The 18,543-nt window shown below is 65.0% G+C and carries 17 protein-coding genes and 1 tRNA gene; 9 read left to right on the top strand and 9 right to left on the bottom strand.

Annotated elements, in window-relative coordinates; all coding sequences use genetic code 11:
- The first annotated feature begins 10 nt into the window (after nucleotides 1–10).
- Nucleotides 11–400 carry a rhodanese-like domain-containing protein gene (locus B2P87_RS02885; protein ID WP_141890619.1) on the top strand — a complete coding sequence of 130 codons (390 nt, stop codon included), beginning with the start codon at nucleotides 11–13 and terminating at the stop codon, nucleotides 398–400.
- Nucleotides 401–738: 338 nt separating this feature from the next.
- Nucleotides 739–1,410, top strand: a complete 672-nt coding sequence (locus tag B2P87_RS02880; protein WP_286851740.1) for a hypothetical protein — start codon at nucleotides 739–741, stop codon at nucleotides 1,408–1,410.
- Here the strand turns inward: B2P87_RS02880 and B2P87_RS02875 are convergent.
- From B2P87_RS02875 to B2P87_RS02860, 4 genes are all read right to left on the bottom strand, one after another.
- A complete protein-coding gene (locus B2P87_RS02875; RefSeq protein WP_259965380.1) occupies nucleotides 1,387–2,136 on the bottom strand; it encodes a helix-turn-helix domain-containing protein in 750 nt (249 codons plus the stop codon). The two genes, B2P87_RS02880 and B2P87_RS02875, sit on opposite strands and share 24 nt — an antisense overlap.
- Nucleotides 2,137–2,282: 146 nt before the next feature.
- Nucleotides 2,283–2,368, bottom strand: a tRNA-Leu gene (locus B2P87_RS02870).
- 108 nt (nucleotides 2,369–2,476) lie between these two features.
- Entirely contained in the window at nucleotides 2,477–3,082 is a 606-nt protein-coding gene (locus tag B2P87_RS02865) for a tetratricopeptide repeat protein (protein ID WP_244940817.1), read from the bottom strand.
- A 66-nt stretch (nucleotides 3,083–3,148) separates the two neighbouring features.
- The gene (locus tag B2P87_RS02860; protein WP_084204405.1) at nucleotides 3,149–3,619 is read right to left on the bottom strand and encodes an Lrp/AsnC family transcriptional regulator; all 471 of its coding nucleotides are present in this window, start codon (nucleotides 3,617–3,619) and stop codon (nucleotides 3,149–3,151) included.
- 126 nt (nucleotides 3,620–3,745) lie between these two features.
- On the opposite strand from B2P87_RS02860, the gene putA reads away from it, so the two are divergent.
- From putA to B2P87_RS02845, 3 genes are all read left to right on the top strand, one after another.
- On the top strand, nucleotides 3,746–7,159 hold the full coding sequence (putA, locus tag B2P87_RS02855; protein WP_141890622.1) for a bifunctional proline dehydrogenase/L-glutamate gamma-semialdehyde dehydrogenase PutA: 3,414 nt from the start codon (nucleotides 3,746–3,748) through the stop codon (nucleotides 7,157–7,159).
- Nucleotides 7,160–7,212: 53 nt separating this feature from the next.
- Nucleotides 7,213–7,983 carry a rhomboid family intramembrane serine protease gene (locus B2P87_RS02850; protein ID WP_141890623.1) on the top strand — a complete coding sequence of 257 codons (771 nt, stop codon included), beginning with the start codon at nucleotides 7,213–7,215 and terminating at the stop codon, nucleotides 7,981–7,983.
- 203 nt (nucleotides 7,984–8,186) lie between these two features.
- Nucleotides 8,187–8,564: a GFA family protein gene (locus B2P87_RS02845; RefSeq protein ID WP_058287804.1), complete on the top strand. Its 378-nt coding sequence runs from the start codon at nucleotides 8,187–8,189 to the stop codon at nucleotides 8,562–8,564.
- Nucleotides 8,565–8,707: 143 nt separating this feature from the next.
- On the opposite strand, the gene B2P87_RS02840 is transcribed toward B2P87_RS02845, so the two are convergent.
- Entirely contained in the window at nucleotides 8,708–9,493 is a 786-nt protein-coding gene (locus B2P87_RS02840) for an inositol monophosphatase family protein (protein WP_058287805.1), read from the bottom strand.
- A gap of 191 nt (nucleotides 9,494–9,684) precedes the next feature.
- Here B2P87_RS02840 and B2P87_RS02835 point away from each other — a divergent pair, with 191 nt between their 5' ends.
- The gene (locus B2P87_RS02835) at nucleotides 9,685–10,704 is read left to right on the top strand and encodes an NADP-dependent oxidoreductase (protein ID WP_141890624.1); all 1,020 of its coding nucleotides are present in this window, start codon (nucleotides 9,685–9,687) and stop codon (nucleotides 10,702–10,704) included.
- A 97-nt stretch (nucleotides 10,705–10,801) separates the two neighbouring features.
- Here the strand turns inward: B2P87_RS02835 and B2P87_RS02830 are convergent, their stop codons facing one another.
- The gene (locus tag B2P87_RS02830; protein WP_008553559.1) at nucleotides 10,802–11,707 is read right to left on the bottom strand and encodes a LysR family transcriptional regulator; all 906 of its coding nucleotides are present in this window, start codon (nucleotides 11,705–11,707) and stop codon (nucleotides 10,802–10,804) included.
- Nucleotides 11,708–11,805: 98 nt separating this feature from the next.
- Between B2P87_RS02830 and B2P87_RS02825 the strand changes: the two genes are divergently transcribed.
- From B2P87_RS02825 to B2P87_RS02815, 3 genes are all read left to right on the top strand, one after another.
- Nucleotides 11,806–12,675 (top strand): methylenetetrahydrofolate reductase, encoded by an 870-nt coding sequence (locus tag B2P87_RS02825; RefSeq protein WP_058287808.1) that lies wholly within the window; start codon nucleotides 11,806–11,808, stop codon nucleotides 12,673–12,675.
- Nucleotides 12,676–12,739: 64 nt separating this feature from the next.
- Entirely contained in the window at nucleotides 12,740–13,219 is a 480-nt protein-coding gene (locus B2P87_RS02820; RefSeq protein ID WP_141890625.1) for a PaaI family thioesterase, read from the top strand.
- A gap of 95 nt (nucleotides 13,220–13,314) precedes the next feature.
- Entirely contained in the window at nucleotides 13,315–13,830 is a 516-nt protein-coding gene (locus B2P87_RS02815) for a DUF2867 domain-containing protein (protein ID WP_141890626.1), read from the top strand.
- A gap of 88 nt (nucleotides 13,831–13,918) precedes the next feature.
- Here the strand turns inward: B2P87_RS02815 and B2P87_RS02810 are convergent, their stop codons facing one another.
- The 3 genes from B2P87_RS02810 to B2P87_RS02800 are packed head-to-tail and all read right to left on the bottom strand — an operon-like array spanning nucleotide 13,919 to nucleotide 18,470.
- Complete coding sequence (locus B2P87_RS02810) at nucleotides 13,919–14,995, bottom strand: DUF2235 domain-containing protein (RefSeq protein WP_141890627.1); 1,077 nt, start codon at nucleotides 14,993–14,995, stop codon at nucleotides 13,919–13,921.
- Nucleotides 14,973–17,270 (bottom strand): xanthine dehydrogenase family protein molybdopterin-binding subunit, encoded by a 2,298-nt coding sequence (locus B2P87_RS02805; protein ID WP_141890628.1) that lies wholly within the window; start codon nucleotides 17,268–17,270, stop codon nucleotides 14,973–14,975. The genes B2P87_RS02810 and B2P87_RS02805 overlap by 23 nt, the downstream gene beginning before the upstream one ends.
- Before the next feature lie 48 nt (nucleotides 17,271–17,318).
- Nucleotides 17,319–18,470 carry a type III PLP-dependent enzyme gene (locus B2P87_RS02800; protein ID WP_141890629.1) on the bottom strand — a complete coding sequence of 384 codons (1,152 nt, stop codon included), beginning with the start codon at nucleotides 18,468–18,470 and terminating at the stop codon, nucleotides 17,319–17,321.
- Nucleotides 18,471–18,543: the final 73 nt, after the last annotated feature.

Here is an 18,543-nt window from a genome sequence, read left to right as displayed (position 1 = left end):
GGTGCGGACAATGGCACAAACCATGGAAGAGATGGTCGAAACCGCCCGGGCGCAGACCAAGACGGCCAGCCCCCAAGATGCCCATGACGCGGCCGCAGCCGGCCACGTCATCCTTGACGTGCGCGAGCCCGGCGAACTGCAGCAGGACGGCTGCGTCTCCGGCAGCCTGCATCTTCCCCGCGGCGTGCTGGAATCAAAGGCTGATCCGGACAGCGGCGCCGCCGAGGCCGCGCTGACCAGCCGGCGCGATGATGCGGGTATCTACGTGCTCTGCGCCTCCGGCGCCCGGGCCGCACTGGCCGCGCACACTCTGTGCCAGATGGGGTATGACGCTGCCATCATCGAGGGCGGCCTGCAGGCCTGGAAAGACGACGGCCTTCCGGTTGAGGGCGCGTCCTGACGCCGCTGACGTCCTTCACGGCACATGACAGTCCGGCACGGCGCCGCCGCCGTGCCGGCGGGATGCAACAGTAGCGCGCGCCCTGCCCTGCCACAGCCGCGCCGCGAGCGGGATGGCCCGCAAAAAGCAGGTGCCTGCCAGCCGCATTTTTGCCTCGGCCTGCCGCCAATATTGTTGCATCTCATAGCTGCATTACCTTCCCCACGGTAAAGCAGATCATTTTCCGAAATTTTATTTAAGATTTTATGCAACTTGAACTCTTTAGCGGCGCTAGAAAGTTTTTCGGGCTATTCGAGTGGAAGACTTTACGACAGGGGACTTTAATGAATTCGCTCGATATGGGAAAAACGCTTTCGGGATACTTGCATACGCTTTCGCAGACCGGCCTGCAGGTCGAAATGTTCACGGATTTCGAGAAAGTGCCCGAGACCGCCGCCCTGTCAGGCCGCCAGTTCCAGATGCCGGGCTTTGCCATTGAGCGCGCCGACCACACCGAGAATTCGGCTTTCTGGCTGTTTTTGAAGGAGAACGGCACCTATATCGGCGGCGCGGCGGCAATGCTGCAGGACCTGGGCCGGGAAACCCTGGCAGATTTCCTGATGCGCACCTCCCGCCACCAGTTTCCCAACCCGGCAGGCGGCGGTGTCGAGAGCGTGGCCGAGCCGCTGGCCCGCGAAGTCAGCGGGCGTCTGGCTTATATCGGCGAATTGAACTTCCTGCCGGGCCGCCGCGGCAAACGCGCTGAGCGGCTGGCGCCCTTCATGCGGATTTTTCAGATTCTGGCGATCCAGAAATGGGATGTGGATTGGATCTATGCCTTCATCCCCGACCGCCACATGCAGGCGCGGCTGGATCTGGTTTACGGCTTCACCCGGGCGATCCCGCGCGCGCAGAAATGGCGCGCCCCGGAACCGGAGGTGCGCAGCAGCACCGAATGGTTTGTCGGCTCTTCCCGGCTGGAAATGGAGCACATGCTGCTAAGCGACCTAGCCGAATTTGATATCCTGTGAGAAATTGGCCACCAGGAGCTTGCCGTCCGGCAGGTAAACCGGCGCCAGGACCCGCCGGTACTGGCGGGTAAAGCGGCGGCCGTTCAGCAGTTTAACATCAATCGAAGGGTGGGTGATGACCGGCTCGCCGCGGTTGATCGCCTCGCTGTGGGCCATCACCAGATCGGCGTTCAGCTTGTCGCTGAAGCCGTTCAGCGTATCCCGCAGCTGGCCGCTGCTGGACACCTCGAAGCAGACCGAGGCGAGGCTGTGCCGCCCGGACTGGATCGGCTGGATCCGGTTCCCTTCCGGGTCCGGCGGATCGAACATGTCCACCGCATGCTGCAGCTGGTCGAACCCTTCCAGGCGGCCGCTGTTGGAAAACCACCAGTCCAGGAAATCCTGCAGCGAAACATCGCAGCCGCTGTACTGGCGGCTGCGGGCGGCGGCCTGCATCTGCGCGTTGAGAATCTCAAACGCCTTGCTGCCGGGCCCGCCCGCCTGGCGTTCCGGCAGCAGCTCCAGCCCGGCGGTATCGGAGGAAAAGTAGCGGAACGACACCCCCAGCCCGCGCGACAGCGCGTCCAGCGTGCTCCAGCCGATCTCGCGCTCATTCTTCAGCGCGCTGTTAAATGTGCCGTAAGGAATACCGCATTTCAGCGCGGCCTGCCGGTTGGACAAATTTAAATCCGCGAGCAAAGCGGAGATTTTCTGATGGATCAGCGCCATATGCCAAAGATCTTTCACATTCTGTGCGACATCTTGCATAATATTATCGTTACAGCAATGCAATCTTTACGTGATCGCGCCAAGTCCCCTTTGCACGGGAACGTCAAGCCAAGCGGCGCCGGAGCGGAACGGTTCTGTCAGGGCTGATGCGGCAATGGAGCCGGTGGTGCGGACGGCGGGACTCGAACCCGCACGGCCATAAGGCCAGGAGATTTTAAGTCTCCGGTGTCTACCATTCCACCACGTCCGCCGGCGGCACCGCCGGGCGGCGCCACAGCAGCAGGTCTAGCCTCCTGATTTCTGACGGACAATCGGTTTTCGGCGTTTGCCGGGAAATTTCTCGGTTGTGCGCGCGCTGCTACAGCTCCATATCCCCGGCCCCCGGCGGCGCCAGCGGCCCGCCGGGATCGGCCAGGTAACGCTCCGGCAGCCAGGGGTTCAGCGCCAGCGCTTCTGCCAGCGCGACCCGCGCCTCCTCCAGCCGCGACAGGCCGTACAGCGACAGCGCCCGCCCGCTCATCGCCGCGACATGGCGCGGCGACAGTTCCAGCGCCCGGTCCAGATCCCGCAGCGCGGCGGCAAAGTCGCGGCGCAGGTAATGCACAAAGGCGCGCTGGTTGTAGCCCTCGGCATAGTCGGGGCAATAGGCGATCAGCTGATCGAAATCCTCCAGCGCGCCGAGGAAATCAAACGACGAGCGCCGGGTCATGCCGCGGTTCAGGATCTCCTGCGCACGCTCATCCGGGGCATCGGCCCAGAACTCCCACATGCGGTTGGCGATCTCGCGCGCCTGCGCCTCGCTGCCGGCCTGCTGGACCTCGCTCAGCAGCCCTTCAAGCGGCGTGCTGTGGTCAGGTGGGGACGGGCAGCCGGCTGCGGCGGCCTGCGCTGCCAGCAGCAGGGCAGCAGCCGGTAGAACACAACTGGCTGGACGCCGCAGGGGTCCGGGAACAAATCTGAACATGCCCCAATGCTGGCACATTTGCAGTTTCGATCAAGTCACCTGTGCGCGCGCAGCTTCCGCAACACCCTAAAGCGGCCCCAGCGCGCCGTCTTCCTTGACCGCCTCCATCGCCACATAGGTGGAGGTCGAGGAGACATGCGGCAGGGAGGAGATCTTCTCCCCCAGCACCGCCCGGTAATCGGTCATCGAGCGGGTGCGCACCTTCAGCAGATAGTCGAAATGCGAGGCCATCATATAGGCCTGTTCCACCTCGGGCAGCTTGGACACCGCGGCGTTGAACTTGGCCAGCGCCGCCTGCCGGGTATCGTCCAGCTTCACCTCGACAAAGGCCACATGGTCCAGCCCCAGCCGGATCGGGTCCACCAGGGCGCGGTAGCCGGTGATGATGCCCTCCGTCTCCAGCCGTTTGAGCCGGGTTTGGGTCGGGGTTTTCGACAATCCGATCCGGCGCGCCAGGTCGGCGACGGAGATCCGGCCATCCTCCGCCAGCACGTTCAGAATCGCCCGGTCAAACCTGTCGATATCAGGAAAGGCCATTTGAACCGTCTCCCCGCTCAACTTTCTGCAACTTGACCTGCATGTTACACATTTTCAGGCGATTGTCCCGCCAGAAAGCGTGTATTCTTTGCAAAAGCCCTGCATGTTATCTGTGGAGTCCCCTGCATGACCACCCAATCCAAGCTGCGCTACCGGATCGACGCCGGCACCTATGCCGATCAGACTGCCATGCGCGACCGGCTGGTTGCCCAAGCCGCCCTGTCCGATGCCGACCGCGCCCGGATCTGTTCCAGCGCCGCCGCCCTGGTGCGCGACATCCGCGGCCATTCGGCGCCCGGGCTGATGGAGGTCTTCCTGGCCGAATACGGCCTGTCGACCGAGGAAGGCATCGCCCTGATGTGCCTGGCCGAGGCGCTGCTGCGGGTGCCGGATGCCGACACCATCGACGCGCTGATCGAGGATAAGATCGCGCCGTCGGACTGGGGCAAGCACCTGGGCAAATCCACCTCGTCGCTGGTCAACGCGTCGACCTGGGCCTTGATGCTGACGGGTAAGGTGCTGGACGAGGACCGCAGCCCCATCGGCGCCCTGCGCGGCGCCATCAAGCGCCTGGGCGAGCCGGTGATCCGCACCGCCGTCAGCCGCGCGATGAAGGAGATGGGCCGCCAGTTCGTGCTGGGCGAAACCATCGAAAGCGCGATGAACCGCGCCGCCGGGATGGAGGCCAAGGGCTACACGTATTCCTACGACATGCTGGGCGAGGCCGCCCGGACGGAGGCCGATGCCTCCCGCTACCACCTGTCCTACTCCAAGGCAATTTCGGCCATTGCCGCCGCCTGCAACAGCGACGACATCCGCAAGAACCCCGGAATTTCGGTGAAGCTCTCGGCGCTGCATCCGCGCTATGAGCTGGCGCAGGACGCCAGCGTGATGGAGCATCTGGTGCCGCGTCTGAAGGCGCTGGCGCTGCTGGCCAAGGCCGCCAGGATGGGCCTCAATGTCGATGCCGAGGAAGCCGACCGCCTGTCGCTGTCGCTGGAAGTGATCGACGCCGTGGTCTCCGACCCCGCGCTGGCGGGCTGGGACGGCTTTGGCGTGGTGGTGCAGGCCTACGGCCCCCGCACCGGCCTGGCGATCGACGCGCTGCATGAGATGGCGGAGAAATACAACCGCCGCTTCATGGTGCGGCTGGTGAAGGGCGCCTATTGGGACACCGAGATCAAGCGCGCCCAGGTCGAGGGCGTCGATGGCTTCCCGGTCTATACCTCCAAGCCGCTGACCGATGTCTCCTACATCTCCAACGCCCGCAAGCTGCTGGGACTGACGGACCGGATCTATCCGCAGTTCGCGACCCACAACGCCCACACCGTTGCCGCCATCCTGCACATGGCCGAAGGCATGGATAAGGGTCTTTACGAGTTCCAGCGCCTGCACGGCATGGGTGAAACCCTGCACCAGATGGTGCTGGAGCAGAACAAGACCAACTGCCGGATCTACGCGCCCGTCGGTGCGCACCGCGATCTGCTGGCCTATCTGGTGCGGCGCCTGCTGGAAAACGGCGCCAACTCCTCCTTTGTGAACCAGATCGTGGACGAGAATGTGCCTCCGGAGGTTGTGGCCGCGGACCCGTTTGATGCCGTCGCAGATGTAACCCGCAAGATCCCGACCGGGCCGGAACTCTATGCGCCGGAGCGTCCGAACTCCAAGGGGTTCGACCTGGGCCATGCGCCGACGCTGGCAAAGATCGATGAGGCCCGCGCGCCCTGGCGCAGCCACCAGTGGCAGGCCGCGCCGCTGCTGGCAGGCGATGCCCAGCCCGAGGCCGCCAAGGATGTGACCAGCCCCACCGACCTGAGCGCCGCCGGCACCGTCAGCCAGTGCAGCCCCGAAGATATCGAACTGGCGCTGGCGCTGGCAGATCCCTGGGACGCCCCGGCAGAGGAACGTGCGGCAATCCTGAACAAGGCTGCTGACCTATATGAGGAAAACTACGGCGAGTTGTTCGCCATCCTCGCCCGCGAGGCCGGCAAGACCATTCCCGATGCGGTTGCTGAACTGCGCGAGGCGGTGGATTTCCTGCGCTACTATGCGGCGCGCATTCCCGATGCGCCGCCCGCGGGGATTTTCTCCTGCATCTCACCGTGGAACTTCCCGCTGGCGATCTTCACCGGCCAGGTCTCTGCCGCGCTGGCCGCGGGCAACGCGGTGCTGGCCAAGCCCGCCGACCAGACGCCGCTGATCGCCCACCGCGCCGTGCAGCTGATGCATGAGGCCGGGGTGCCGCGCAGCGCCCTGCAGCTGGTGCCGGGCCGCGGCAGCGTGGTCGGGGCGGCCATCACCTCGGACCCGCGGGTGAACGGCGTCGCCTTCACCGGCTCCACCGCCACCGCCCTGCGCATCCGCAAGGCGATGGCCGACAACCTGCAGCCGGGCGCGCCGCTGATTGCGGAAACCGGCGGCCTGAATGCGATGATCGTCGATTCCACCGCGCTGCCGGAACAGGCGGTGCAGGCGGTGATCGAAAGCGCCTTCCAGTCTGCCGGCCAGCGCTGCTCGGCGCTGCGCTGCCTTTATCTGCAGGACGACATTGCGGATACCGTGCTGAAAATGCTCAAGGGCGCGATGGACTGTCTGCGCCTGGACGATCCCTGGCACCTGTCCACCGACAGCGGCCCGGTAATCGACGAAGGCGCCCGCGCAGGGATCCTAGCCCACATCGACAAGGCCCGGGCTGAAGGCCGGGTCATGAAGGAGCTGATGGCGCCGCAGGGCGGCACCTTTGTCGCGCCCACGATGATCGAAGTGCCCGGCATCAGCGCGCTGGAGGAGGAGATCTTTGGCCCCGTGCTGCATGTGGCCCGGTTCAAGTCGCACCAGCTGGATCAGGTGATTTCCGACATCAACGCAACCGGTTACGGCCTCACCTTCGGGCTGCACACCCGCATTGACGACCGGGTGCAGCATGTCTGCGACCGGGTGCATGCGGGCAACATCTATGTGAACCGCAACCAGATCGGCGCGATTGTCGGCAGCCAGCCCTTCGGCGGCGAAGGCCTGTCGGGCACCGGCCCCAAGGCAGGCGGCCCCTTCTACCTCAACCGCTTCTGCGCGCCGGACCGGCAGCAGGTCAGCGCCGAGTGGGACACCGAAACCGCCAGGCTGCCGGGGGCAAGCGGGGTGCCTGTGCAGCCCGTCACCACCTCCCTGCCCGGCCCGACCGGTGAGTCAAACCGCCTGACGGTTTCCGCCCGCCCGCCGCTCCTGTGCATGGGCCCGGGGCCGGAGGCCGCCGCGGAACAGGCCAAGCAGGTGATCAGCCTCGGCGGCACCGCGATAGAGGCGCATGGCCTTCTGGGGCTGAACCAGCTGCAGACAATTGAGGGCATCTCCGGCGTGCTGTGGTGGGGCGATGAGGCGACGGGGCGCGACATCGAGCAATGCCTTGCCAGGCGCGACGGCCCGATCATCCCGCTGATCCCCGGCAAGCCCGACCGCGCCCGCGTCCTGGCAGAACGCCACGTCTGCGTCGACACCACCGCCTCGGGCGGCAACGCCCAGCTGCTGGGCGGAAACGCCTGAGCTACCGGCGCTAAGCACTTGACGCTGGGCCATTTCCGGCCCAGCGTTCCCTCATGTTTCCGATCCGCGACCACAACCCGTCCGGCCGCAGGCCCTATGTCGTTTATGCGCTGATTGCCGCAAACGTCCTGGCCTATATCTACTACACCGCCAGCTATGCCTCACCGCGCGCGCTGGCCTATTTCTATGACGCCTACGCAATTGTCCCGGCCGAGATCATCCATGGCTACGGGTTTGAAACCCTCTTCACTTCCCTGTTCATCCATGGCGGGCTGATGCACCTGGGCGGCAACATGCTGTTCCTGTGGATCTTTGGCGACAATCTGGAAGAGGAGATGGGCCATCTGCCCTTCCTGTTGTTCTACCTCCTCAGCGGGCTTGGCGCCGGGCTGATCCATGTGATGTCCGCCCCGGGGTCCATGGTGCCAACGGTTGGCGCCTCCGGCGCCATAGCCGGCGTCATGGGCGGCTACCTCCTGATGTTCCCAAGGGCGCGCGTCGACATCCTGCTGATCCTGATCGTCTATTTCCGCATCTTCACCATCCCCGCCTTCGTGATGCTGGGCGTGTGGCTGGCGATGCAGTTCTTCGGCGGCCTCGGCTCTGACCCCAACCAGGGCGGCGTCGCCTATTGGGCCCATGCCGGAGGTTTTGCGGTGGGGCTGATCCTGTGCCTGCCCCTGTGGCTGCGCCGCGGCGGCCCGGCGTTCTGGAACCGCACCCACGGCACCCCGCCGCATCCGGAGAACGAGTATGAATTTACCGCCAGCCGCATCCCCAAGCTGCCACGCAAGAAGCGCAATCCGGGGCCGTGGGGGAAGTGAGACAACACCCGGCTTAAGCCATGGCATGCGGAAAAGGCGGCCTGCGCAACTTTCGAAACAAGCTACTGGTAAACACGCAAGCCGCCCCCCCCCGACGGGCATCGGGGCAAGTAAATGGTAGGGCTGCGCCTAAGGTTTTTACGGGGAATTATCTCCGGTCTTAGTCAGCCTTGCGCCGCATATGACCCAGAAAGGACCATCGAATGCCCCATCTGAAAGCCACCTGCCACTGCGGCGCCGTTGAGATCGAGGCGGAGTTCCCCCAGGGCCTCGCCTCTGCCGCGCGCTGCGACTGTTCCTTCTGCCGCCGCCGCGGGGCGGCTGCCGTCACCGCCCTGACCGCCAGCCTGAAGGTGCTGAAGGGGGCCGAAAACCTTACCCTCTACACCTGGGGCAGCCATACGGCGAAGCATTATTTCTGCAAGACTTGCGGCATCTACACCCACCACCAGCGCCGCTCAGATCCGAAGGAATGCGGCGTCAACCTCGGCTGCATCGAGGGCGCCAATCCGCGGACGCACGCCGGGACCTATGGCGAGATTCCCTGGAACGACGGGGTGAACCATCCCTCGGATCAATAACTCTTTCGCCTGGCCGACAGGCCGGGCAGCGCCCGCCCGTCCCCATGGGCGGGCACCGCCCTGTTGGTGGGACAGCAGACCTGTTCGGAACAAAAAACGCGGCCCTTCAGCCGCGTCTTCTATCCCTAAATGTCCGGACTAACTCAGCCCCGGATCACCTTGGCGAAGTTCTCGAAAATCGGCTCGTTCGAGCAAACGACAGACCCGCTGTCGATGATGCCCGCGTCCGGGTCGATCGCCTCGGCCAGACCGCCGGCCTCTTTCACGATGATGATGCCGGCAGCCAGATCCCAAGCGTTCAGGCGGCGCTCCCAGAAGCCCTCGTAGCGGCCTGCCGCCACATAGGCCATGTCCAGCGCGGCAGAGCCCCAGCGGCGCACACCGGCGCAGGCGGGCATCAGGCGGGCCAGGTCCTGCAGCGTCAGCGGCAGGTCGGCGCGGCCGCCGAACGGCACGCCGGTGGCGAAAATCGACTCGATCATCCGGTGGCGGCCCGACACGCGGATACGGGTGTCGTTCATCCAGGCGCCTGCGCCCTTCTCGGCAAAGAACATCTCATCCTTGGCAGCGTCATAGACCACGCCTGCCACGATCTTGCCCTTGTGCTCCAGCGCGATGGAGATCGCCCAGTGCGGCAGCCCGTGCAGGAAGTTGGTGGTGCCGTCCAGCGGGTCGACGATCCAGCGGCGGGTGGGGTCTTCGCCCTCGATCTCGCCGCCCTCTTCCGCGATCCAGCCATAGGTCGGGCGGGCGTTGCGCAGCTCATCCTTGATGATCTTTTCAGCTGCGATGTCGGCCTTGGAGACGAAGTCGCCCGCGCCCTTCATCGACACCTGCAGGTTTTCCACCTCGCGAAAGTCTTTCACCAGGGAACGGCCAGCCTTGCGGGCGGCTTTGATCATCACATTGAGGTTTGCGCTGCCAATCATGTCTGCAGAATCCTGTCACGTCGGGGAGATGCCGGGTCAAACCGTGCCTATACGCCCCCTGCCCCCGAATGCCAAGGGGCTTTGCCGGCAAGGATGCAACAGCCCTGACGCCCGGTTACAGCCCGGCAGGCGGTTGAATTCCGCCCCCGCGAGGCCCAGTCTCTGCTGCAATCATTACAAGGAGGACTCCCATGCCCGACCAGATGCAGCGTATCGTGCTGGCCAGCCGCCCCGAAGGCCAGGCCAGCGAAGAGAACTTCCGCCTGGAAAGCGTGGACATGCCCCAGCCCGGCGACGGCGAAGTGCTTGTCAAAATTCACTATATGTCGCTGGATCCCTACATGCGCGGGCGCATGAACGCAGGCAAATCCTATGCGCCGCCGGTGGAGATCGGGGAAACCATGACCGCGGGCGGCGTCGGTGAGGTGATTGCCTCCAACAGCCCTGACTTCCAGCCCGGCGACTTTGCCCTCGGTGCGTTCGGCTGGGCCAGCCACGCCTGTGCGCTGGCCAGCGATATCCGCAAGCTGGACCCGGATATGGCACCGCTCACCACCGCACTTGGCGCTCTGGGCATGCCGGGGTTTACCGCCTGGCATGGCTTGGACGCCTATGGCCGCCCGCAGGCAGGCGAAACCCTGGTGGTTGCCGCCGCCACCGGCCCGGTCGGCTCGATGGTGGGGCAGCTTGCGAAACAGAAAGGCCTGCGGGTGGTCGGCATTGCCGGCGGTGCCGACAAGTGCAAGCTGGCGGTGGAGACCTTCGGTTTTGACGCCTGCCTCGACCACCGCGCCTACGCCAGTGCCGAAGGCCTGAGCGAGGCCCTGGCGGCAGAATGCCCGGACGGCATCGACATCTATTACGAAAACGTCGGCGGCAAGGTGCTGGAAGCGGTGCTGCCCCTGATGAACAACTTCGGCCGCATCCCGGTCTGCGGCATGATCGCCTGGTACAACAGCGCCGAGACGGATCTGACCGCGCCGGCCATCTGGCGCACGGTGCTGACCAAGTTCCTGTCGGTCAATGGCTTCATCATCTTCAACCACTACGACCGCTATGGCGATTTCCTGGGCGAAGTGGCCCCCAGGATCGCCAGCGGCGACATCAAGTATCTGGAGGATATCGCCGAGGGGCTGGAGAACGCCCCCCAGACCTTCCTGTCGATGATGCAGGGCGGCAATACCGGCAAGCAGATCGTCAAGCTGGTCTGAGCCGTGCGCCGGCATCCGCCGGATCACGCAACCGCGCGGAGCGGGCACAGGCGCCGGACCGGCGCAAGCCGCTCCGCGCCCGTCCTGGCGGCGGCATCTATTGATGCTGCAGCTTGCGTGCCTCCACCTTTGCCAAGCGGATCAGCTCCTGCATGAAGGGCTTCTCGCGGTCCTCCGTCCGGATCGCGGCATACAGGCTGCGGGTGATGCCGGTTTTGGTCAGCGGCCGGGTCACATAATCCGAAGAGTATTTCACCTCCCGCACCACCCAGTCCGGCAGCACCGACACCCCGCGGTTGGAGGCGACCAGCAGCAGGATCACCGCCGTCAGTTCCACCTGCCGGATCGAGGCAGGCTCCACCCCCGCCGGGATCAGCAGCTGGCTGAACACATCCAGCCGGACCTTGTCCACCGGATAGGTGATCAGGCTCTGGCCGATGAAATCCTCCGCCTCGATATAAGGCTTTTCCGCCAGCGGATGCTGCGCTGAAGCGACAAAGACAGGATTGTAATCAAACAGCTCGATAAACTCGACACCGGCAATGTCCTCCGGGTCGGAGGACACCACCAGATCCACCTCCTCCTTCAGAAGCGCAGGCAGCGCGTCAAAGGCCAGGCCCGGACGGATATCCACATCCACGTCGCCCCAGTTCTTGCGGAAGCCCTCCAGCACCGGGAACAGCCATTCGAAACAGGCGTGGCATTCAATGGCGATATGCATCCGGCCAGTATTGCCATCCCGCAAGGAGGAAAATTCCGCTTGCGCCGCTTCGACTTGCGGCAAAACCTGCTCTGCCAGCCGCAACAGCCGCAGGCCCGCGGGGGACAGTTTCATCGGCTTGGACCGGCGGATGAACAGCTCCACCCCGGCCTGGTCCTCCAGCCCCTTCACCTGATGGCTCAGCGCGCTTTGGGTGATGTTCAGCTGCTCTGCAGCCCGGGCCAGCCCGCCGGCCTCATGGATGGCCTTGATCGTGCGGAGATGGCGGAATTCGATATGCATCTTATCAGATCGCTCATGTTAATCTTGAGTATTATGAAATTGTCTCACAATGCTGCGCGTGCAACAAGTGCAGACAGACACATAGCGAGAGACCTGAGATGACGACGCCCAAGATTTCCTTCGAATTCTTCCCGCCGAAAAATCTCGAAGCCTCCTTCCGGCTTTGGGACACCGTGCAGGTCCTCGCTCCGATGGATCCGCGCTTTGTATCGGTGACCTATGGCGCAGGCGGCACCACCCGCACGCTGACCCGCGATGCGGTGGCGACCCTGCACAATTCCTCCGGCCTGAATGTGGCTGCGCATCTGACCTGCGTGAATGCCTCCAAGGCTGAAACGCTGGAGATTGCAGACCAGTTTGCCGAGGCCGGTGTGACCGAGATCGTCGCCCTGCGCGGCGACCCGCCCAAGGGCGAAGGCAAGTTCACGCCGCACCCCGAAGGCTTTGCCGACTCGGTGGAGCTGATCAAGGGTCTGGCGGCGCGCGGCGGCTTCACCATCCGCGTCGGCGCCTACCCGGACTGCCACCCGGAGGCCGCCAGCCAGGCCGCCAACGTGGAATGGCTGAAGCGCAAACTGGATGCTGGCGCTGATGAGGCTTTGACCCAGTTCTTCTTCGAGGCGGAAACCTTCTTCCGCTTCCGCGACGCCTGCGAAAAGGCGGGGATCGACGGCAGCAGGCTGACGCCCGGCATCCTGCCGATCGAGAACTGGAAAGGCGCCCGCAATTTCGCCAAACGCTGCGGCACCGTGATCCCGGATTGGGTCGAAAACGCCTTTGACAAGGCGCTGCGCGACGGCCGCGAGGAGCTGCTGGCCACGGCGCTGTGCACCGAGTTGTGTTCGGACCTTCTGGAAGGCGGCGTGGACAAGCTGCATTTCTACACCCTGAACCGCCCGGAACTGACCCGCGACGTCTGCTTTGCCCTGGGCGTCACGCCCAAGGTGGCGCTGGAGAACGTGGCGTAAGCCTTGCAGGCCCCGGCGCGCGGTTCCTAATGCGGGGGACACCCCCGCCAAGGATCCGCGCGCCATGTTTTATGCCAAACAGCCCTCCGACCTGCTGACGATAGAGCAGATATCCCGGATCTCCGGCCTCGATTTCATGCAAGGCATTCTGGAGGGCCGCCTCCCCGGCCCGCCGATTGCCGAGACGCTGGGTTATCACCTGCACAGCGTTCAAGAAGGCCGGGTTGAGTTCCGCGGCACGCCCGAATTCCACGTCACCAATCCGATGGGCACCGTGCATGGCGGCTGGTACGGCACGCTGCTGGACAGCGCCATGGCTTGCGCGGTGATGACCAGGGTGCCGCAGGGTTCGGTCTACACAACGCTGGAATTCAAGATCAACATCCTGCGGCCGATCCCTCTGGGCACCCTGATCACCTGCACCGGCACCGTCGACCATGCTGGCCGCTCGACCGGGGTGGCGCATGGCGAGCTTCGCGGGGTTGAGGACGGGCGGCTTTATGCCACCGGAACCACCACCTGCATCGTGATGAAAGCCGCCTAGCCCCGGCCGCCGGTTTTTTTGCCGCGGGCCTTGCCGGCAGCATTTTTGCAATTATCTTCAATCCCGTAACCTGACACGCAGCGGAAGGGCCGGCCATGCCGCTAAATGCCTTCGCGCGGGCCGCCACCGCCCGCATCCAAATCCTGGCCCCCGCCGCAGAGCTGGATTTCCTGGACACGCAGTCCATTGTTCTGCCAGTGCCGGTCACCCCGCTGGAGGCCTGGACCCTGATGCACGCGCGGCCACTGCCGGGCCTGAAGCTGGCGTTCTGGCTGCGGGACGCGATATCGGCCTGTTTTGGCGTCAAACGCATCGGCGGCATCACCAGCAAGCCGCACACGGGCGTGCAGCCCGGTGACAAGCTGGATTTCTTTCTGGTGGAAGCCGTGTCGGATACGGTCCTGACCCTGACCGTGCGGGACAGGCATCTGGACGTGATGACCTGTATCACCAGCAGCGCCGGCGTCCTGTCCGTGACCTCCTCGGTCAAGACGCGGAACCGGTTTGGCCGCGCCTACATGATCCCGGTCCGGCCCGCCCACAAGCTGATTGTCGCCCTGTCCCTGAAGCGCCTGAAGCAGGCGCTGGAGCAGCGCCGCGCCGCTGTCTGATCCGACAGCCCTCCCTCTGCATCTTGCATGCAAGCGGGAATGACGGTTTCCTTGAAACCAGGAAGCCAGCCGGGCCGGCCCTCCGCCTTCAGGTCTTGGAGAACATCGCCAGCCAGCCACCGGACGATGCGGCGTTCTGTCTTCCAGCATCGACACTGCTGTGCAGCCGTTCACTGGCGTCCAGCCCGACCCGGCGGCGGCTGCGCAGCAGGAAGATCTTGGCCCAGCCCTGCCAGGTGCCGACCGAGGGCGCCTTGGGGTCGACCGGAAAGCGCATCCGCCAGTCGCTGGGCAGCGGCAGGCCGCGCTCCTCGGCCTTTTCCAGCATCCAGATCAGCGAGACATTGGCCAGCGGCCGCGCTTCCTCGAACCCGCCCAGCTGGCCGCCCACATCGCCATGGGCGCCGCGGAACCAGACCTGCTCGACGTGGCCGTTCCAGCCCTTGGGGCAGTCCCACAGCACCGGCTTGAATACGTCGCGCGTCTCATCCAGTGCCAGCGCGTGATAGCCGCTCTTGATATGGGGACCCAATGTATGGTTGTGGAAATTGTGCTGCTTTTCCGCCCAGCGCCACAGCAGCGGCAGCCGCAGGCCCAGCGCCTTGACGGTGTCCCAAACGCCGACCATCTCGATCTCGACCTCGCCGTGGCAATACGCCTTGGTGAAGGCGGTGCCGGTCTTGGAGCGCCCGTTCAGCCGGTAATGGCGGTAGGCGGTGCGGATGTTGCGCACGGTTGCGTGCTCCGGCTTGAGCAGGCCGATCCGGTCGATCACCCCGGCCAGCGAGCGCACCGCATAGGCCCCGCGGGAGTAGCCGAACAGATAGATCCGGTCGCCCGGCCGGTAGCGCGAGGCGAGATAGCCATAGGCGCGGCGGATCTGGCGGTTGATGCCGCGGCCCATCATCACGTCCGGCGCGCTGCCCCAGCCCTTCCACTGGACGCCGGATTCATAAAAGACCGAGACCTGGCCGCTGGTCTGGCTGCACAGCCGGTACAGCTGGCCGGCGTGGGTTTCATGCCCCGCCTCCAGCGTCGACATGGTGCCGTCCAGGATGATCACATGCGCCTGCGGCCCGCGCAGCTTGGTTTCGCCGGAATGCTCCGAGCGCAGCGGCCGTCCCAGCCACCCTAGAACCCTTTTACTCAGCTGCTTCAGAAACATCCCTAAGCACTTCCCAAATCCTCAGCGGGGTGAAAGGCATGTCCACCTGCCGCACGCCGCGGTCCCAGACCGCGTCCTGCACCGCGTTTGCCACCGCTGCCAGCGCGCCGACGGTGCCCGCCTCGCCGCAGCCCTTCATCCCCATCGGGTTCTGTGTCGAAGGCACCGGCTCGGAGGTGAATCCAATCATGGGAACGCCGCTGGCCCGCGGCAAGGCATAGTCCATGAACGAAGCCGTGAGCAGTTGTCCGTCCTCGTCATAGACAACACGCTCCAGCATGGCCTGTCCCAGCCCCTGCGCCACCCCGCCGTGCACTTGGCCTTCGGCCAGCACCGGGTTGATCAGATTACCGAAATCGTCGACTACAGTGTAGCGCTCCACAGCGGAATTCCCAGTCTCCGGATCGATCACGACCTCGGCAACATGGGCACCGTTCGGAAACGAGCGCCCCGGCAGCCGGGCCCGCGCCGCGTGACGCTGCAGATCGAGCCGCCCGTGCGCGCGGGCCATCTCTGCCGCTTCCAGCATGGTGGGGGTCAGGTTCGAACCCGGTGCACGGAAGGTTTCGCCATCAAACCCGACAGCCTCTTCCTTCACCCCCATCTCCTCCGCCAGGAAGGGGATGAAGGCGGCGATCATCGCATCCACCGCCGCCAGCGTGGCATTGGCCTGCGTCGTCACCGAGCGCGAGCCGCCGGTGCCGCCGCCGGTGGCAATACGGTCGCTGTCGCCCTGGATGACCTGGATCTTTTCTGCCGAAATACCGCTCTGGTCGGCAAGAAACTGGGCATAGACGGTTTCATGCCCCTGTCCGTTGCTTTGCGTGCCGACATAGATATGCACCCGCCCGTCCTCCAGAAACTCCACTTCCGCGCTTTCCGAAGGATCGCCCAAAATGCTTTCGATATAGTAACAAAGCCCGGCGCCCCGTAACTTGCCGCGTTTACCATCTTCGGCGCGGCGGGCCGCGAATCCCGCGATATCAGCCTCTTGCGCGGCGCGGCTCAGGACTTTGCTAAAATCGCCTACATCATAGGTCTCTCCGGTCACGGTGTTGTAGGGAAACGCGTCAGCCGGAATGAAGTTCCGCCGCCGCAGCTCCCACGGGTCCACCCCCAGTTCGCGGGCGGCCCGGTCCATCGCACGCTCCAGCACATAGATCGCCTCCGGTCGCCCGGCGCCGCGGTAGGCATCGACCTGGGTGGTGTTGGTATAGATCCCCTCCACCTGCAGCCAGGCGGTCTGAATGTCGTAGACACCTGCCAGCACGCGGCTGAACAGCTGGGTCTGAATCGGCTGGCCGAAATGAGAGTTGTACGCGCCAAGGTTGCAGCGGGTGGTGACCCGGTAGGCGCTGATCTTGAGGTTTTCGTCAAAGGCCAGTTCCGCCAGCGAGGTGAGGTCGCGGCCGCCATTGTCGCTGAGCATCGCCTCGGAGCGGTCCGACATCCAGAACACCGGCCTGCCCAGCGTCCGGGCGGCATGGGCGACCGCGAAATACTCCGGATAAGGCATCGCCTTCATGCCAAAGCCGCCGCCCACATCGGGCGTGGTGACTTTCACAGCGGCCTCGTCCAGCCCCAGTTTGGCGGCAAGCTGGGATTTCATCGCCCAGACCCCCTGCCCGCCGTAGCAGAAATGCAGCCGCTCCGCGGACCACTCGGCAAAACAGCCGCGCGGCTCCATCGAATTGACGATGATCCGGTTGTCCTCGACCTGCAGCGCAACAGTATGGGCCGCGCTTTGGAACGCCGCCGCGGTGGCGGCCTCATCGCCCATGCCCCAGTCAAACGCTTTGTTGTCCGGAACCCCCGCGTGCAGCGGCGCACCGCCCGGCAGCACGTCCAGCTTCACCGGCAGATCGTCGATGTCCAGTTCGATCAGCTCCCCCGCATCGCGGGCCTGATCCAGCGTCTCCGCGATGACCACCGCCACCGGCTCCCCGACATAGCGCACCCGGCCACGCGCCAGCATCGGGCGCTCGGGCGCCGCGCCCTTGGTGCCGTCGCGGTTGGTCACCAGCGAGCCGTCCATCGAGGTGTTGATGCCCGCAGCTTCCAGATCGGCCAGGGTGATTACCGCATGGACGCCCTCCGCCGCGCGCGCATCCTCGACGTCCAGCGCTGAGATTTCCCCATGCGCCACCGGGCTGCGCAGCACCCAGGCGCGCAAGGCGTCCGCCGGGGCAGCATCCTCGATGTACCGCCCCTGGCCGGTCAGGAACCTGACGTCCTCGACCCGCTTTACCGGCTGGCTTTTCCCGAATTTTTCCATGCTCGCCCCCTGTCCGCGCTGGCTGCTGTTGCGGGGGCGAGACTACTGTCAGCGGGCCGCTTGTCCAGCCAGCTCAATCACCGTCGCCACGTCAGACAGGCCATAGCCGTTGAATTGCGTGCTCATGGCCGAGGAATAGGCGCCCAGCCCCGGAAACAGCACATAGTCCCCCGCGACGCAATCGCAAGGCAGCGGCAGCCCGTCCGGCAGCCGGTCAAGACTGTCGCAGGTCGGTCCGAACACCACCCGCGGCTTGCGGACACCGCTGCGGTGGGTGCCGTCGGAGGCCACGACCTCAACCCGGCCCGGCAGCCCCATGTCGCGGATATCGACCAGGCCGCCATAGATCCCGTCGTTCAGGAACACCACCGCGCCGTCCTTGCGCATCCCCTTGATGCGGGCGGCCAGGGTGAAGCTTTCGGAGACCATCGCCCGGCCCGGCTCGCAGATCAGCGTGGGCTTCTCCGCGCCGAACGCCTGATCCGCCGCCGTGCCAATGGCGGCAAAGACCTTTTCCAGATCCGGCGCCACGCCATCGCGGTTGGCGGCAAAGCCGCCGCCCACATTCAGGCGCGCAATCCGCACTCCCGCCGCATCGACGATCCGCTTTGCGGCATGGACATATTCGACCCAGGCCATCTCATCTTCGCACTGAGTGCCCGGGTGGAAACACAAGGCAGGCGTCCAGCCCTTGGCCGCCACCTGCTTCAGCAGTTCCACCGCCTCCTCCGGCGCGGCGCCGAACTTGCTGCCGAAATCATAGGCCGCGCCCGCCACCGGCAGCGCAAAGCGCACGGCGATCTCGCAGGCGCGCGGCACAGCGTCCAGCTTTTCCAGCTCGCTCAGCTCATCCACTGACCAGCTGGCGACGCCGTGTTCGATCCCGGCGGCGATCTCCGCTTCGGACCGCATCGGGTTGTTGTAATGCATCACCGCATCGGGGCTGGCGGCGCGCACCGCCTCCATCTCTGCGGGCGAGGCCACATCAAAGGCGGTGATCCCCGCCGCCACGAGGTTGGACAGAACCGCCGGGTGCGGGTTGGCCTTGACCGCATAGGTCACCAGCCCCGGAAACCCCTGGCTGAACCGCCGCGCCACCTCGTGCAGGACCCGCGGCGAGAAATACAGGATCGGATGATCCGGCGCGCTGCGGGCCAGGTGGGACTCAGGCGAAAGCCAAAGCGGGGGAATCTGCTGCATCTGTAACCCTCATTCGTTTTACATATTTTCCGCGAGTTTTCCGTCGATTCCGCTCGTCACTTTGCCTATAGTG

Origin of the sequence: Leisingera sp. UBA4491 (genome assembly GCF_002388965.1) — a bacterium.
GTDB classification, from domain to species: domain Bacteria; phylum Pseudomonadota; class Alphaproteobacteria; order Rhodobacterales; family Rhodobacteraceae; genus Leisingera; species Leisingera aquaemixtae.
This window is presented reverse-complemented; position numbering and strand designations above follow the sequence as displayed.